This window comes from Companilactobacillus farciminis KCTC 3681 = DSM 20184 (assembly GCF_002706745.1).
GTDB classification, from domain to species: domain Bacteria; phylum Bacillota; class Bacilli; order Lactobacillales; family Lactobacillaceae; genus Companilactobacillus; species Companilactobacillus farciminis.
In genome coordinates, this window is sequence record NZ_CP017702.1 from 1,876,320 (window position 1) to 1,892,139 (window position 15,820).

At 37.1% G+C, this 15,820-nt stretch carries 15 protein-coding genes; 3 read left to right on the forward strand and 12 right to left on the reverse strand.

Annotated features, from left to right (window positions below; genetic code table 11):
* Positions 1–95: 95 nt before the first annotated feature.
* From LF20184_RS09150 to murB, 8 genes are all read right to left on the reverse strand, one after another.
* Positions 96–620: a VanZ family protein gene (locus LF20184_RS09150; protein WP_010020427.1), complete on the reverse strand. Its 525-nt coding sequence runs from the start codon at positions 618–620 to the stop codon at positions 96–98.
* Positions 620–2,215 carry an APC family permease gene (locus LF20184_RS09155; RefSeq protein WP_056945219.1) on the reverse strand — a complete coding sequence of 532 codons (1,596 nt, stop codon included), beginning with the start codon at positions 2,213–2,215 and terminating at the stop codon, positions 620–622. Before LF20184_RS09155 ends, LF20184_RS09150 begins: the two co-directional genes overlap by 1 nt.
* Before the next feature lie 82 nt (positions 2,216–2,297).
* The gene (glmS, locus tag LF20184_RS09160; protein WP_010020433.1) at positions 2,298–4,109 is read right to left on the reverse strand and encodes a glutamine--fructose-6-phosphate transaminase (isomerizing); all 1,812 of its coding nucleotides are present in this window, start codon (positions 4,107–4,109) and stop codon (positions 2,298–2,300) included.
* A 326-nt stretch (positions 4,110–4,435) separates the two neighbouring features.
* Positions 4,436–5,788, reverse strand: coding sequence for a phosphoglucosamine mutase (glmM, locus tag LF20184_RS09165; RefSeq protein ID WP_010020434.1), 1,353 nt, complete (start codon positions 5,786–5,788; stop codon positions 4,436–4,438).
* Positions 5,789–5,809: 21 nt separating this feature from the next.
* Positions 5,810–6,889: a CdaR family protein gene (locus LF20184_RS09170; protein WP_010020435.1), complete on the reverse strand. Its 1,080-nt coding sequence runs from the start codon at positions 6,887–6,889 to the stop codon at positions 5,810–5,812.
* Positions 6,873–7,730: a diadenylate cyclase CdaA gene (gene cdaA / locus LF20184_RS09175; protein WP_010020436.1), complete on the reverse strand. Its 858-nt coding sequence runs from the start codon at positions 7,728–7,730 to the stop codon at positions 6,873–6,875. Before cdaA ends, LF20184_RS09170 begins: the two co-directional genes overlap by 17 nt.
* A gap of 76 nt (positions 7,731–7,806) precedes the next feature.
* The gene (locus LF20184_RS09180) at positions 7,807–9,933 is read right to left on the reverse strand and encodes a cation:proton antiporter (protein ID WP_010020437.1); all 2,127 of its coding nucleotides are present in this window, start codon (positions 9,931–9,933) and stop codon (positions 7,807–7,809) included.
* Between the two features lie 20 nt (positions 9,934–9,953).
* Positions 9,954–10,853 (reverse strand): UDP-N-acetylmuramate dehydrogenase, encoded by a 900-nt coding sequence (gene murB / locus LF20184_RS09185; RefSeq protein WP_010020440.1) that lies wholly within the window; start codon positions 10,851–10,853, stop codon positions 9,954–9,956.
* A gap of 112 nt (positions 10,854–10,965) precedes the next feature.
* On the opposite strand from murB, the gene LF20184_RS09190 reads away from it, so the two are divergent.
* Together LF20184_RS09190 and LF20184_RS09195 are read left to right on the forward strand one after the other, a co-directional pair.
* Positions 10,966–11,727 (forward strand): exodeoxyribonuclease III, encoded by a 762-nt coding sequence (locus LF20184_RS09190; protein ID WP_010020441.1) that lies wholly within the window; start codon positions 10,966–10,968, stop codon positions 11,725–11,727.
* Positions 11,728–11,730: 3 nt separating this feature from the next.
* Positions 11,731–12,264 carry a 3'-5' exonuclease gene (locus LF20184_RS09195; RefSeq protein ID WP_056945218.1) on the forward strand — a complete coding sequence of 178 codons (534 nt, stop codon included), beginning with the start codon at positions 11,731–11,733 and terminating at the stop codon, positions 12,262–12,264.
* On the opposite strand, the gene LF20184_RS09200 is transcribed toward LF20184_RS09195, so the two are convergent.
* From LF20184_RS09200 to LF20184_RS09215, 4 genes are read right to left on the reverse strand one after another with little or no spacing between them, the layout of a single operon-like run.
* Complete coding sequence (locus LF20184_RS09200) at positions 12,257–12,724, reverse strand: GNAT family N-acetyltransferase (protein WP_010020444.1); 468 nt, start codon at positions 12,722–12,724, stop codon at positions 12,257–12,259. The two genes, LF20184_RS09195 and LF20184_RS09200, sit on opposite strands and share 8 nt — an antisense overlap.
* On the reverse strand, positions 12,721–13,179 hold the full coding sequence (tsaE, locus tag LF20184_RS09205) for a tRNA (adenosine(37)-N6)-threonylcarbamoyltransferase complex ATPase subunit type 1 TsaE (protein ID WP_010020446.1): 459 nt from the start codon (positions 13,177–13,179) through the stop codon (positions 12,721–12,723). Before tsaE ends, LF20184_RS09200 begins: the two co-directional genes overlap by 4 nt.
* 15 nt (positions 13,180–13,194) lie before the next feature.
* Entirely contained in the window at positions 13,195–14,163 is a 969-nt protein-coding gene (pta, locus tag LF20184_RS09210) for a phosphate acetyltransferase (RefSeq protein ID WP_010020447.1), read from the reverse strand.
* Positions 14,163–14,861, reverse strand: coding sequence for a uracil-DNA glycosylase (locus LF20184_RS09215; protein ID WP_010020448.1), 699 nt, complete (start codon positions 14,859–14,861; stop codon positions 14,163–14,165). The genes pta and LF20184_RS09215 overlap by 1 nt, the downstream gene beginning before the upstream one ends.
* A gap of 83 nt (positions 14,862–14,944) precedes the next feature.
* Here LF20184_RS09215 and LF20184_RS09220 point away from each other — a divergent pair, with 83 nt between their 5' ends.
* Positions 14,945–15,820, forward strand: coding sequence for a Cof-type HAD-IIB family hydrolase (locus LF20184_RS09220; protein ID WP_010020449.1), 876 nt, complete (start codon positions 14,945–14,947; stop codon positions 15,818–15,820).

The window sequence follows — 15,820 nt, forward strand, 5'->3', positions numbered from 1 at the left end:
TTATGCCTTTGGCAGGTTTTCTTTTATATAAAAATCGATAATTAATCGTATAACAAAAAAGGCGACCATCTAGGCCGCCTTTTGTAATTATTATTTTATAAATTTGAATCATATTTTTTATTTTTAAAGCTAAACAAATACAGACAAATTACTAATATAACGATGCCAGTAAAAGCTCCAGCGCTATCTAAAATCACATCTTCAACTAACGGTGTCCGTCCACCAGTCAATCCTTGATGAAATTCATCGAAAGCTGCTAAGCCAGTCGTTGTCATCCAAGGTATAAAAATCATCAAAAAATAATTACGTCTGAAATATGTGATCAAAGCTAATGCGAGAAAAACTCCTAAAACCAAATAAATACTAAAATGTGCTCCCTTACGAATAAAGAACTCAACGAATTTAAAATAGCCATCGTTAGCAACCGATTGATATTTACCACCATAATTAAAACCTATTTGAGACAAACCGTGTTCAAAGGGTTTATTTTGAAGGTATCTTTCCAAAAAAGGCACCGATGTCTGTTGCTTATAAGTCATAGAAGAACTGTAAAACAATCCTAATAAAATCACGACTGCTATTCCGTAAAACCATTTCTCGTATTGCTTAATTTTTTTCATTATTCCTCATCCATTTTAACTGTTGCATTGATCTCCTTGGCATCATCAAAATATCCTGAATAATACAAGGAATGAATTGCCCAGAAGTACATAAACGTAGAGAAAATCAAAATCACAATAAAATCAAATGGATAATGAACTAAGTTAATTCCTCCAAAACTGGAACTACCTAACCATGAAATCATTGCTAATCCAAATAAATGTACGATCAACCACAAACTAGCATATAATTTTTGCTTAAACTCTCTAAATCCACGACGAGCATCATAGATAAAGTAAATTGGCAAACCAACGATTATTATAACAATAACTTCCACAGTCGTTGGGAACATTGCCCAATAAATTGCCAAACTGATCAAATCAAAGACAACTGGAGCCAAAATATGCATCCCTTTGATTTTCGTTGGACGTTTCAACTTAGGACCCATCTTTCGTAAACTACCAGCAACTACTGGACCTGACAAAAGTGAAATCAAAGTTGATGCTGCAACTACTCGTGAAAGTAGCGACCAATTCTTAAATAGTAAAATCAAAATAAAACTAACAAACATATTTATCATCAAAGCCACTCTAGGTGAATGATATTTATTATTAGCATTACTCAAAAACATTGGTAAATGCTTATTCTTAGGCATTGAAGATAATGACTTACTAGCTGAAGAAGCAAAGGCGATACCACTCCCAACTGGTGAGATAAAGGCCGTGAAGTAAACCAAAGTCGACAACCAATAAATATTTAACAAAATTGCCAAATCGGCAAATGGAGAATTGAAATTGATCTTAGCCCAACCAGCATCAATTACTGACTGTGGTAAAGCGCCGATAAAGACAATCTGTAAGGCAATATAAACCAAAGCACTAATTAATAACGAAATAATTATTCCTCGTCTAATATTGACCGAAGGTTTATCAATATCATTACTCAAATTGATAACCGTTTGAAAAGCCACGTAAGAATAAATAATTCCGGCACTACCAATTGCCACGAAAATTGAAGCAGAACCGTTTGGCATAAATTCTTGAAAGTTGCTTCCCAAATTGCCTAAATCAAAGTGAGCAGTAATTAAAAAGATCATTGTAATAATCGGTACAACTAATTTTAAAACTGAAATGAAATTATTGAACTTAGCCATAATTGCTACTGACCAATAATTGATAAATGTAAATATTAAAATCATCACAGCCGCCATCATTAATCCTTGTGGCGTTAATTGTCCATCTTTCATAAAACCATGAGTCCACTGTGCCCATTCCCAAGGCCAAGTACTCATATATTGAGTTGATGCTACAGCTTCAATCGGTAAAATTGCTAAAAGCGATAGCCAATTAGCCCATGAGAAAATGTGTCCCAAAAGCGATCCGTGAGTATACATCGTAAATCGACTCATCGCACCTTCTTCAGGAAACATTGTCCCAATCTCAACGTAAACCATCGCAATCATTGCTACTAAAACTGCCCCAATAATCCAAGACAAGATTGCCGCTGGACCAGCTATTTGAGCTGCTTGACTAGAACCGAACATCCAACCGGAGCCAATAATAGCACTCAGACCAAACATAACTGTTGAAAACAGATTTAATTTTTTATTCCTCATAAAACCACCAATCTATAATTTTTATAGTAAAAAAAATAGCCTCAATTACGAGACTATTATATATCCACTATGTCTAAATAGGCTACTCTACTGTTACACTTTTTGCAAGATTACGAGGTTTGTCAACGTCATTGCCACGTGCCAAACTTGCATAGTAGGCAATCAATTGAGCGGGTACAACACTGATGATTGGTGAGATCAATTCATCGATTTCAGGGATGATAATTTGGTCACCTTTTTCAGCATACTTTTGACTAGCAATTACTAGTACGTGAGCGCCACGAGCTTCAACCTCTTGAATGTTTCCACGTGTATGACTAGCACCAACACCATCATTGATATAGGCAATTACTGGAGTATTCTTTTCAATCAAAGCAATGGTACCGTGCTTCAATTCTCCGGCAGCAAAGCCTTCAGCGTGGATGTAAGAGATTTCCTTTAGTTTCAAGGCTGCTTCAAGTGATAAAGCATAATCGATTCCACGGCCAATATAGAAGGCATCTGTTTGATCTGTTAAGTAGTCAGCTGTTAATTGCTTGATGGTTGCTTTTTCGTCAACGATTTGTTGAATACCGTTAGCAGCCAAAGCAAGTTGTTTCTTCAAGTTGAAGTCTTTTGCTACTTCTAAGTTCTTTTCATCACCCAAAGCTTTAGCTAAAACTGATTCGACAGCAATTTGAGCTGTATAGGCTTTAGTTGAAGCAACGGCGATTTCAGGACCTGCTAGAAGTTCCATTGTGAAAGTTGCTTCTCTTGAAAGTGTTGAGTTAGGAACATTTGTCATAGTTAAACTTGGCAAATTCATTTCATTTACTTTAACAAGCACTTGACGACTGTCTGCTGTCTCACCACTTTGTGATAGGAAGATGAAGAATGGATGCTTAGAAAGTTTTGGCATGTGGTAACCAAATTCACTACCTAATTCAACATCAACTGGAATATCAGCAATCTTTTCAAAAATATTTTTACCAACTAAACCAGCGTGATAACTAGTACCGGCAGCAACGATGTATAGTCGATCAGCTTTCTTCAATTCGTCCAACAAGTCTTGTTCAACGTTCAAACTTCCATCTGGATTGATATAGTTTTGAGAAATTTTTCTCATTACATTTGGTTGTTCGTCAATTTCTTTTAGCATGTAGTGTTCGTAAGTTCCCTTAGAAATGTCACTAGCATCTAAGTTGACTGTGTATGAATCTCTGTGAACTGGTGTACCATCGATTTTTGAAATATTAACGCTACCTTTTCCCAAAATAACAACTTCACCATCATGGATCTCAACGAATTCATGGGTTTGATCAAGCATAGCCATAGCATCGGAACAAATAACATTGAAGTTATCGCCCAAACCGATCAACAATGGACTCTTATTCTTGGCAACAAAGATTCTGTCTGGTTGTTCCTTATCAATCATAGCAAAGGCATATGAACCTTGGATCAAGCCAAGAGCTTTTCTAAAAGCAGCTTCACCATTCATACCTTCTTTAGCGAAGTGATCAACTAATTGAACGGCTACTTCAGTATCAGTTTGGCTCTTGAAGTCAACGCCTTGCAAATATTTTTCTTTTAATTCTTCAAAGTTAGTCAAAACACCGTTGTGAACTAAATAAAAACGATTGTCTTCTGAGAAATGAGGATGTGCATTTTCTACTGTTGGCTTACCATGAGTTGCCCATCTAGTATGACCAATTCCAACTGATCCAACAACGTCTTCAGTAACAGCATCTTCAAGTTTGCTGATTTTACCAACTTCTTTAACCAAGTAATCCTTACCTGCTTGATTATTGACATAAATACCAGCTGAATCATAGCCACGGTATTCTAGTTTTTCCAGTCCGTTCAATAAAATATCAGTAGTTTTATTATTTCCAATTACTCCAACAATTCCACACATAGTTTTTCAAGCCTTTCTCAATTGGTCTAGTTTATTATTTTTAAGTGGTATAGTTCATTCGAATTAACTTTATCATCTTGCGACAATGCCTAGAATACTAATATTAAGTTTTTTTGTCAAGAAAATATTAACATTTTTCTTAAATGGTATAGTTGGTACATACCATAATTGGACAACCGGTATAGTTGGTATATGCCGATATAATACACTCTCTATAAAATCAATAAGAAAAAAGTATGCCAAAAAAATAGAGATTGAGGCATAAATCCCTCAATCTCTATTTATTAATTTTATTATATGACCTTTAAGACCATTAAACCAATATTTTAGCTTAATTCATTTTTAACTACTTCAACGATTTGGTCACAGTATTCGTTAACCTTTTCTTCAGTTGAAGCTTCACACATAACACGCAACAATGCTTGAGTACCACTAGGACGAACTAGTACTCGACCATCGCCGTTCATTTCATCTTCAACTGCTTTGATAGCGTCTAGGATTGGTTGGTGCTTGTCCCATGAATTTTTGTCAGCAACAGGTACATTAACCAATTTTTGTGGATAAACTTTAACTGGTGCACCCAATTCTGCTAAACTCTTGCCAGTTTCTTTCATAACGTGCAACAAGTGGATACCAGTCAACATTCCATCACCAGTATTCATGTATTCATACAAAACAACGTGACCTGATTGTTCGCCACCGATGTTGTAATTATTCTCACGGATTTCTTCAACCACGTGACGGTCTCCAACAGCAGTTTGAACTGACTTCATCCCGTTAGCTTCGATAGCCTTGTACAAACCAATATTACTCATAACAGTTGTTACGATTGTATCTTTCTTGAGACGGCCACCATCGTGAAGGTATTTACCAAGAATGAACATGATCTTGTCACCATCAACGATATTTCCGTCAGCATCGACAGCAATACAACGGTCTCCATCACCATCAAAAGCCAATCCAGCTACAGCATCTGAATCTTTGACACGTTGTGCCAATTGTTCTGGATGAGTTGAACCGACATTTTTGTTGATATTGATTCCGTCTGGATGAGATGCCATAATTTCAAAGTCTACGCCTAAGTCAGCAAACAATGTGCTTGCCAAACGGCTAGTTGAACCATTAGCAGTATCCAATACGATCTTCATGCCGCTCAAATCATCAGAAAGAGTTTGCTTCAAGAATTGGAGATACTTTTGAGCACCTTCTGGATAGTCAGAAACGCTACCTAAACCTTCAGCTGATGGTCTTGGTAAAGTGTCTTCTTTAGCATCCAACAATTCTTCAATTTCTTCCTCAACGTCATCTGGTAGCTTATAACCGTCTGAACCAAAGAACTTGATTCCGTTATCTTCAGCAGGATTGTGTGATGCAGAGATCATAATTCCTGCGTCAGCAGAAACGGCACGGATCAAATATGCTACGGCAGGAGTAGTGATTACGTCAAGATCCAAAACTTCAATACCTACAGAAAGTAGTCCAGAAATCAAGCTTGATTGCAACATTTGACCTGAAATACGTGTATCTCTAGCAACTAAAACACGTGGACGTGCATCATCATTTTCTGAATGTTGTGTTAGAACGTAGCCACCGAATCTTCCTAGCTTGAATGCTAGTTCGGGACTTAATTCTTTATTTGCAATACCTCTTACTCCGTCTGTTCCAAAATATTTTGTCATGAAAAACTTACCCCCAGCGTATTATTGTTCGCTATTATCGTCTGTCGAATTATCATTCGATGAACTTGTATCATTGTTCGTACTACTGTTAGTAGTATTCGAACTTGTATTACTATTGCTATTGCTGCTTGATGAACTGGATGAACCAGTGGAAATCGAAACATCAATAGTGTCTGGATCTGTAAAAGCCACTTTGCTTCCTAAAGCGTCAGCCAAATTGATTGATTTTTTAGTATTGCCATTCACATCGCTGACATCGACTGGTACGTCAATTGAGCTATTGATTGCATCAATTTGATCTTGCGTTCCATAGACTCGAATCGTCTTGACATCAGAGGTAACCGATAGATTTGAAGTGGTACTGCTTGAGGTTCCTTTTTGCTTCAAATTTATGCTGACCTGTTTACTCTGAATCGAAATAGGAATTTTGACGTGAACAGTTTGTGGATCCAATGTAACATTTACAGTTTTACCATTTTTATCGAGTGCTTGCACTAAAACTTCTTGATCAAATGTCGATTTTATTCCTTTAGGCAAAATTGGCTTGACGATTACCTTGGCAATTTTTTCAATTTCGGTAGCCGCTCCAGTTACTGTTACCGTTTCTGGAGAGACTTCTACTTTGCCAGCTTCATAGCCAGTAGCTAAGGAATCTTGGTTGTAATCAACATCTACATCGAACTTCTTAGTTTCACGGTGCTGGATATTAACTGTGACGTACTTAGGCTTGATGCTGTAAGTCAATTCACTGTTTAATCCTGATTCTTTAATTTGCACGCGATGCTGCCCAACAGATAAATCTTTTAAATTCAAATATAAATTAAAATTTTGCGTATTTTTTGTTGCCGTAACTAAAGCCGAAGGTCCTTCAATCGTTATTTTAACGGTTTCTGGATACCCAGTTATATAGTACTTGTCAACATCGGCTTGTAATTGCAGTGGTACTGAAATAGTTGTCTTCTTCGTTACAGTTGAAGTGTTAGATTGATTGGAATCTCTCGTTGATCCAACACCGGGTGAGCTGACGTAGAAAAACAACCATAATGCACAACAGAGGGCAATAAATGCATAAAAATAATTACTGTTAATTATCTTTTTCATTTTGGTCCTCCTTCTTTCGACGACCTATTTTAAAGAAATCTAAAATTGAACGGTTGGCATTTTCGTTCGGATCTTTAAGTTGAGCGTGAAGATATTTGAGATAATCTTCTCTCGTTAGATCCAACATCATATGACCGTTTCGAGTAATCATAACACCACCAGTCTCTTCAGAAACAACGATCGTAATAGCATCGGTCACTTCACTGATACCAACCGCGGCTCTATGACGTGTTCCTAATTCCTTGGGAATCGTATTACTTTCAGAAAGAGGCAAATAGGCAGCAGCTACTGAAATTCGATTATTTCGAATAATAACCGCCCCATCATGCAATGGCGTATTCGGAATGAAAATATTGATCAATAAAGCTCCAGTAACTTCGGCATCCAAATCAATTCCGGTTTCGACATACTCTTCCAAACCAGTATTCATCTCCAAAGTTATCAAAGCCCCAATCCGACGCTTACTCATATATTGGATAGCTTGATCAAGACTTTCAATCAAATGATTTTTCGTCTTACCTTCTTCATTGCTCGTCGAACTGAATAACGGCAATCTTCCCAAATGCTCCAAACCACGTCTTATTTCTGGCTGGAAGATTATGACAATAACAATAATTCCCCAGTTGATCAATTGGTCCATCAAAAATGACACAGTGTGCAAATTCAAGGCCCAACTGATCAGTTTTACACCAAAAATAATTACGATTCCTTTGAGAAGCTGTACTGCTTTAGTTCCTCGTAACATCGACAGAACTTTGTATAAAAAATACCAGACTACTAGGATATCAACCAAGTTAGCCAGGTTCTGCCATGTAAAAATATTGCTTGGTATAAAATTCATTTTTCTAGCTCCTTAGCAGTTCGAACTAATTATAACAAACAATAAAAATTATAAAAGTTCATCATATTTTGTGTTTTTATTCCACACCTATATTGATAACTTCCTCGCTATAATTAATATTTTTTCTTAATTCATTAGCAGTTATTTTGCTGACACGTCCTTGTTCCAACATATCTTGAACGAAGGCTCTTTGGTAACTCAAAGCCTTAACTTCTAACGCCATCCGTTCACTATTGAATTCTGGCGAACGTCCACGATATTTACCTTGCAACAATTCCAAACGATCTTCATAATGCCGTTGGAAAATGTAAATCAAGTTATCATCAATATCTTCTTGATCAGATTGATTCAATTCTTGAAGCTTTTCCAAGGCTCTTTTCGCTCCAGCAATCGAAATCTTGATCGAGTCTTGGTTCATCTGTTGCACGTCGTTATATTTAACTGAACGATAGATCCAACGTCTAATTTGTAAGAAGGTTCTTCTAAAATAGCTGATGAAAAATTCTATCGTTGTGTTATAACGTCGGTGAACAATTTCTTTTTTATATTTAGCGATTTTTCTCGTTGCTAAATCATATGAATCATCAGATATCTCATGATTTTCGTACAATTCATCGATAGCTTCTAATTCACAATTGAAACAAATGTCCCACAATTCAGCGTCTTTTTTACTCTTTACTCGACGCTTACTGATTTGATGGCTGACAACATTAGAATTGTGGTTACGAAAACTCAAATTTCTAATATCATTCAAGTATTCAGCAATGACCGAAGAGTAAACTGCTGTATCGCCGTCATCCATCTCATTACGGAGCTTTTTGACTGTCTTATCTAAAATGACACGATTCGCTTCTATTCGCGTCAATTCAACAGGTGCGCTCTCCTCTTCATCATCGTCAGAATCACTTGCCCCATCAGAACTAAAGGTATTACCACGATAAGCGACCGGAGCACTACTCTTAGTCATCAGTGGTATTAAAATCGTTGCTCCCAGCAAACTGAAAATGATTACTGCACTAGCAACGAATAACAATAACGTTCTGGAAGGAAATGGTGCTCCACCTTTGATTGTCATAGGAAGTGAAAGCACACCGACCATAGTTACGGCTCCACGAACTCCAGAAATTCCTGACATCAAGCAATCGTAAAGTCTAGTCTTAGACCATAATTTGATTTTTCCGTCAGGATTATTAGAAAATGTCGAGTAAATATAACTCCACAAGAATCTAATTACGACTAGCATTATCCAAATAACAAAAGCTAAAATTGTCGCTAAGAAAGTGTTGATATTATCGTTATGAATCAATTCTTCCATTGCAAAAGGAATTTCAATTCCCAACAAGACGAAGACAATTCCGTTTAAAACGTAAACGACTAAATCCCAGGTTCTTGATGTGATTAGACGAATCTCCGGTGTAAAAGCGCTCATATTGTGGTTTGAAGAAATATTCAAAATACCAGCAATTACGACCGCCACAACACCAGAAACATCGAAGACATCTTCGGCAACGTAGTAAATAATAAATGGAATAATAATTTGGATTATGGCATGCAAAATCGAATCGTCCACACCTTGATTGATCAAGTACAAACGGATTCCGTTAAAAATCCAAATCATTATTGCACCCACTAAAGCACCAACAATTGAAATGTGGAAGAAATCGATCGTAGCGCTCTTTAATGAGAACATCCCAGTAACAGTAGCAGCAACTCCGTATTTAAAACAAATCAAACCAGATGCATCGTTGATCAAACTCTCGCCACTGATCAAATGCATCAGTTTATCTGGGATATGTGCTTTTTTAGCAATCGACTGCACCGCAATTGGATCAGTTGGCGACAGTACTGCCACGAGCGTAAAAGCGGTCGCCCAAGGCAATCTCGGAATTAAGAACTTCACGAATACCCCACCAACTAAAGTCGAAATAATAACTAAAATAATTGCGTTCCCTAAAATTGGACCCTTGAGTTTCCAAAGTTCCCGTTTAGGAAAATTATTTCCATCATTAAACAAAATCGGCGCAATAAATGCTAACAAAAACCACTCTGTATCGACATAAATTTTGACGTGCATAAATAATGCCGCTAAAACCCCGGCCGCAATTTGTAACAAACTCGGTGGAATCGACACAAAGTAGTGACTAACAATATTGGCAATAATTAAAAGTGAAAGAATCAAAATAATTGATTCAAGTATTTCCACAGACAACACCTACCATTCTTTTATTTTTTGTCTTCACCAATAATGCGAACTTCGGTATGAAGCTCAACATCGAACTTCTCTTTAACAGTCTTTTGGATCAAATGAATCAAATTCATATAGTCAGTTGCTGTAGCATGTTTGACATTGACGATAAAGCCAGCGTGTTTCATAGAAACTTGTGCTCCACCGACCATTTTGCCTTGCAAACCAGCTTTAATAATCAAAGGACCAGTGAAATGACCCTTTGGACGTTTGAAGACACTCCCACATGATGGGTATTCCAGTGGCTGTTTAGAACGTCTCAATGCATTCAAACGGTCCATTTCTTCTTGAATAACGTCTTTGTTACCGCGTTTTAGACTGAACGTAGCGCTTATAACGATACCTCCGTCATCTTGAACGGTACTGTGACGATAACTAAAGTTCATATCATCGTGTGTCAAAGTAGTGATATGTCCATCTGGCAATAAAACTTCAGCCGATTCAAAGACATCTTTTACTTCTCCACCATAGGCTCCAGCGTTCATGAAAACAGCTCCCCCAACACTTCCAGGGATACCAGCTGCAAACTCCAAACCAGTCAAACCAGCTTTTTGTGCAGCAATGGTCGTATTAATAATCGTTGCACCAGCTTCAGCTGTAACTTTAGTTTCAGAAACTTCGATTTTTTTAAAGTTAGGCAAAATAATCACAATGCCGCGAATGCCACCATCTTTAATAATTAAATTACTGGCATTACCAATCACAGTAATTGGCACTTGGTTGACACGCGCAGTGTCGACAATTTGGATCAACTCTTCACGCGTCTTGGGAAAAGCTAAAACGTCAGCATTTCCACCAGTTTTAGTAAAAGTATATTTACTAAGTGGTTCATCTAATTTAAATTCAATATTTGGTAATTTTTCAACTGGAAAATTCAATATTCATCATCCTTTATGTTACTAAGACTTACGTCTAATTTTATCACATAGTTAGTTACTTAACGACCAAACAGGCATCCCAATAATGCTATAATTATGCCGAGGTGATTTTATGAAACTAATATCTTGGAATGTAAACGGTTTACGTGCCGTCGTCAAAAAAGACTTCGTTACTACTTTTCAACAATTAAATGCTGATGTTTTCAGTATTCAAGAAACTAAAATGCAAGCAGGTCAATTAGACCTTGATTTGCCTGGTTATCATCAATATTTTTTCTATGCTAAGAAAAAAGGCTACTCTGGAACTGCTGTCTTCTCTAAAGCTGAGCCAATTTCTGTTAAACAAGGTCTAGGTATCGAAGAATTCGACGATGAAGGACGCACTATAACGTTAGAATTCCCTGATTATTATTTAATTAACAGCTATACGCCTAACTCACAGCCAAAATTAAAACGTGTCGACTATCGGATGCGTTATGACGATGTCTTAAGAGAATATATGTTACAATTATCAGCCGATAAACCCGTTATCCTCTGTGGCGATCTAAACGTTGCTCACGAAGAAATTGATTTGAAGAATCCTAAGACTAATCACAAAAATCCCGGTTTCTCTGATCAAGAACGTGACAAATTTAGTGAATTGCTCGATAGCGGCTTTATCGATAGTTTCCGCTCACTTCATCCCCAAGAAATAAAATATTCATGGTGGAGTTATCGTTTTAATGCCCGTAAAAACAACGCTGGGTGGAGAATTGATTACTTTGTCGTTTCTAAAAATGGTCAGCAACTCATTCAAGATGCCGATATTTTAACTGACATTTATGGATCAGATCACTGTCCAATCGAATTAGACCTTAATATTAAAGGAGAATAATTTATGAATTTTGTCGCCATGGATTTTGAAACAGCCAACGGTAAACGTTCCAGTGCTTGTTCATTAGCCTTAGTTCTCGTGCGAGACAACAAAATCGTGGATAACTTTTATACTTTGATCAATCCAAGAGAAGTTTTTAGCCCACGCAACATTCAAATTCATCACATAACGCCTCAAGACGTTCAAGATGCACCAACCTTTGATCAAGTTTGGCCACATATCGAGTCGTTATTTGACAACAGTCACCTCGTTGCGGCTCACAATGCCAGTTTTGACAATAGCGTTTTGAAAAATACCCTAACTAATTACGGTATTATGGTTCCAAATTATTTGACCATCGATACTTTGAGAACGAGTCGCAAGTTTTATCCAGATTTCCCTAATCATAAGTTAAATACTGTTTCTAAAGCCTTAAACATCGATTTGAAAAATCACCATAACGCCTTAGCCGATAGTGTCGCTTGTGCCGAAATTTTGCTTAAAACCGAGCAAGAGTTTGGAACAGAACAAATAAAAAAGATGATTAAGCTTACTTAACCATCTTTGACATTACTAATGTTTTATCTTTAGTTAACTCAGTTGTAAATCCATATTTTTGATAAATATGAATTGCAGCTGGGTTATTTTTATATACTTCTAAAATCAATTTTTCTAATGGCGAACCGCTAGACCAATCAATTGCTTCTTCCAACAAGAATGAAGCAATACCATTGTTCCAAAAATCCTTATCGACTACGACGCCAAATTCCGCTTTTTGGTCATCGATATTTTCCAACCGACAATAACCAATGATTTCATCCTCAAGCACTGCAACAATCAATTCATCATATTGCGACTGAAAAATAGCATCCAAAGCAATCTCTTCGTCTTGGACCGTAACATCTTTCATATCATCAAACGAAATAAAATCACTCTGTTGACTAGCTTTTTTTAAAAAATCCAGCAAACTTTGTGCATCTTTTGGAACAGCTTCACGTAATTTTAGTTGTTGGCTCATAATTGGTCAAAACCTCGCTGATCAAATTTGTCGCCATGCAATTTGAAAATGATCTTTCTATCAGAATCTGACAGGCGTTCGATATTGATTGTCAAATGTTCATCAGGAATCTCATCTTTAATGAATTGTGGCCACTCCACCATCGTTATACCATCGCCATTGAAATACTCATCAAAGCCCAAATCTTCATCAGGGCTACTTTCTAGACGATAGGCATCCATATGATACAAAGGAATTTTGCCATCTTTATATTCGCGAATCAATGTAAAAGTTGGGCTCTTCACGTTGCGTTTGATACCTAAACCTCTAGCTAGTCCTCGAGTTAAAGTTGTTTTTCCCACACCGAGATCACCGTTTAAGACTACAACGTCACTTGGTCTCAACAATTGAGCCAACTTCTCGCCTAAATCTTCAGTTTCTTCGTATGAATGGGTCGTTACTTGGTATTCAAGCATAATTTCTCCTTAATTCTATAATGCTAATGCTGCTGTCAAAATAGCTGATTTATAAACATCCTCTTCATTGCAGCCACGTGATAGATCAGAAATTGGCTTAGCAAGTCCTTGCAAAATAGGTCCAATAGCTTCAAAGCCACCAAATCTTTGCGCAATCTTATAGCCGATGTTTCCTGATTGAAGATCTGGGAAAACAAAGACATTGGCATGTCCAGCAACTTTTGAATCTGGGGCTTTTTGAGCACCAACGCTAGGCACAAAAGCGGCATCAAATTGCAATTCGCCATCAAGTGCCAAATCAGGTGCTAATTCTTGAGCAATCTTTGTAGCTTCAGCAACTTTAGTAACTTCATCGCTCTTAGCACTACCTTTAGTTGAAAAACTCAACATAGCCACTTTAGGATCGATATCAAACAATTTGGCATCTTTAGCTGTTTGAACGGCAATTTCAGCTAACTCTTGAGCGTTTGGATTGATATTGATAGCACAGTCAGCAAACATGTAGCGTTCTTCACCCTTTTGCATGATGAATGAACCGCTGATTCTTGAATTGCCAGGAGCTGTCTTGACGATTTGAAGAGCTGGGCGAACAGTATCACCAGTTGAATGAATAGCACCAGAGACCATTCCGTCAGCTTTGTCCAAATAAACTAGCATTGTACCAAAGTAGTTGTTGTCCAAAAGCATCTTTTCAGCTTGTTCTTTAGTATTCTTGCCTTTACGACGTTCAACGAATTTTTCAACCATTGCGTCGAAATCAGCGTAATTTTTAGGATCAATAATTTCAATACCAGAAATATCAAATGATTTTTCATCAGCAACCTTGCCAATTTCCTCTTGGCTACCGATTAAAATAGGTTTAAGAACATTTTCTTTAACTAAACGAACGGCTGCACCTAAAATTCTAGGTTCTTCACCTTCTGGGAAAACAATTGTTAAATCTTTTCCATTAATCTTACTCTTGAGACTTTCAAATAAATCCATTACTTTTCCTCCATTTCATCATCGGCACGTTCAGGTAACTGCCAATTGATTTCTTTTTCATTATAGTTTAAAAGTGCTTGATTTGCCTTAGAAAACGGTTTGGAGCCGAAAAATCCATATCTAGCAGCAAATGGACTCGGATGAGTTGAAGAAATAATCGTATTCTTCGATTGATCGATCAGAGGGATTTTACTCTTAGCAGCATTCCCCCACAAAATAAAGACAACCTTGCCACGTTCTGATAAGGCCTTGATTGCATAATCAGTCAATTCTTCCCAGCCTTTGCCTTTATGCGAGTTAGCTTGTCCTCTTCTTACTGTAAGAACCGAGTTAAGCAACAAGACTCCTTGAGTAGCCCAAGACTTCAAATAACCATGATTAACCGGCGTACAACCAAGATCATCTTGTAATTCTTTATAGATATTGCGCAATGATGGTGGAATCGTTACACCCGGTTGAACTGCAAAACTGCAGCCAATCGCTTGATTTGGTTCGTGATACGGATCTTGTCCTAAGATAACAACTTTCGTCTCAGAAAAAGGAGTCCACTCAAAAGCCTGATAAATGTGGTGCATCTCTGGATAAATAGTTTGTGTATTATACTCTTCTACTAAAAATTCACGGAGCTTTTCATAATACGGTTTGTCAAATTCACCATTTAAAACTTCTTGCCAATCGTTATTTATTAAGGTTTTCAAATTTACACCTACCTGTTTTGATATATAATGCTATAAAATATGGTAACATTCACTTATAGCATAACGCATTCGGAGGAAACTTTATGATTAAATTAATCGCATCCGATATGGATGGTACTTTACTAAACGAAAAGATGGAGGTTTCAGATCGTAACATCCAAGCAATCAAGGATGCACAAAATGCTGGTATCGAGTTTTTAATCGCTACCGGTCGTGGTTTAAGTGAGGCTGAACCATTTTTAAGAAATCAAGTTCATCCAGGATACATCACTTTAAATGGTGCTGAAGTCTTTGATAATAAGGGAGAAATGATTTCTAGCAATCCAATTTCAGCAGAATCTCAAAACAAAGTCGTTGACTACTTTCACAAGTACGACATTTACTTTGAAGTCGTTACTAACAAAGGAATCTTTTCTAACGACCGCGAAGCTAGAGTCAACAATTTAGCTAATTTGTTAGTCAAATTAAACCCTGGTACTTCATTCAAGCAAGCGCTAAGAGACACTCAAGAACGTGTCAAGATGATGCCAATGAACTTTGTTGACAGCTACGACCATATTTTTAATGACCAATCCTTCAAAATCATGAAGTTAATTGGTTTCAACGAACACCAACATAAAGTACTCGCTCCCATGAAAAAAGAAATCACCAAAAATATTAAAGATGTAGTTGTCACTTCCTCATCCCCTAACAACGTTGAAATCAACAGCATTGACGCTCAAAAGGGAATTGCTCTTCTACAATATGCCAAAAAACGTAATATCTCACCTGATGAAATTATGGCAATTGGAGATAATTTAAACGATTATTCCATGATCAGAGATGCTGGCGTTGGTGTAGCAATGAAAAATGCTATTCCAGCTATTAAAGAAATCGCCCAAATTGAAACTGACAACAACGCCAACGACGGTGTAGCCCAAATCATTGAAAAAACGATTGAGGACCAAAAGCAGGATTAA

Coding starts and splice junctions, on each gene's coding strand:
- LF20184_RS09150 (WP_010020427.1), bottom strand. CDS start 620: ATGAAAAAAATTAAGCAATACGAGAAATGGTTTTACGGAATAGCAGTC.
- LF20184_RS09155 (WP_056945219.1), bottom strand. CDS start 2,215: ATGAGGAATAAAAAATTAAATCTGTTTTCAACAGTTATGTTTGGTCTG.
- glmS (WP_010020433.1), bottom strand. CDS start 4,109: ATGTGTGGAATTGTTGGAGTAATTGGAAATAATAAAACTACTGATATT.
- glmM (WP_010020434.1), bottom strand. CDS start 5,788: ATGACAAAATATTTTGGAACAGACGGAGTAAGAGGTATTGCAAATAAA.
- LF20184_RS09170 (WP_010020435.1), bottom strand. CDS start 6,889: ATGAAAAAGATAATTAACAGTAATTATTTTTATGCATTTATTGCCCTC.
- cdaA (WP_010020436.1), bottom strand. CDS start 7,730: ATGAATTTTATACCAAGCAATATTTTTACATGGCAGAACCTGGCTAAC.
- LF20184_RS09190 (WP_010020441.1), top strand. CDS start 10,966: ATGAAACTAATATCTTGGAATGTAAACGGTTTACGTGCCGTCGTCAAA.
- LF20184_RS09195 (WP_056945218.1), top strand. CDS start 11,731: ATGAATTTTGTCGCCATGGATTTTGAAACAGCCAACGGTAAACGTTCC.
- LF20184_RS09200 (WP_010020444.1), bottom strand. CDS start 12,724: ATGAGCCAACAACTAAAATTACGTGAAGCTGTTCCAAAAGATGCACAA.
- tsaE (WP_010020446.1), bottom strand. CDS start 13,179: ATGCTTGAATACCAAGTAACGACCCATTCATACGAAGAAACTGAAGAT.
- pta (WP_010020447.1), bottom strand. CDS start 14,163: ATGGATTTATTTGAAAGTCTCAAGAGTAAGATTAATGGAAAAGATTTA.
- LF20184_RS09220 (WP_010020449.1), top strand. CDS start 14,945: ATGATTAAATTAATCGCATCCGATATGGATGGTACTTTACTAAACGAA.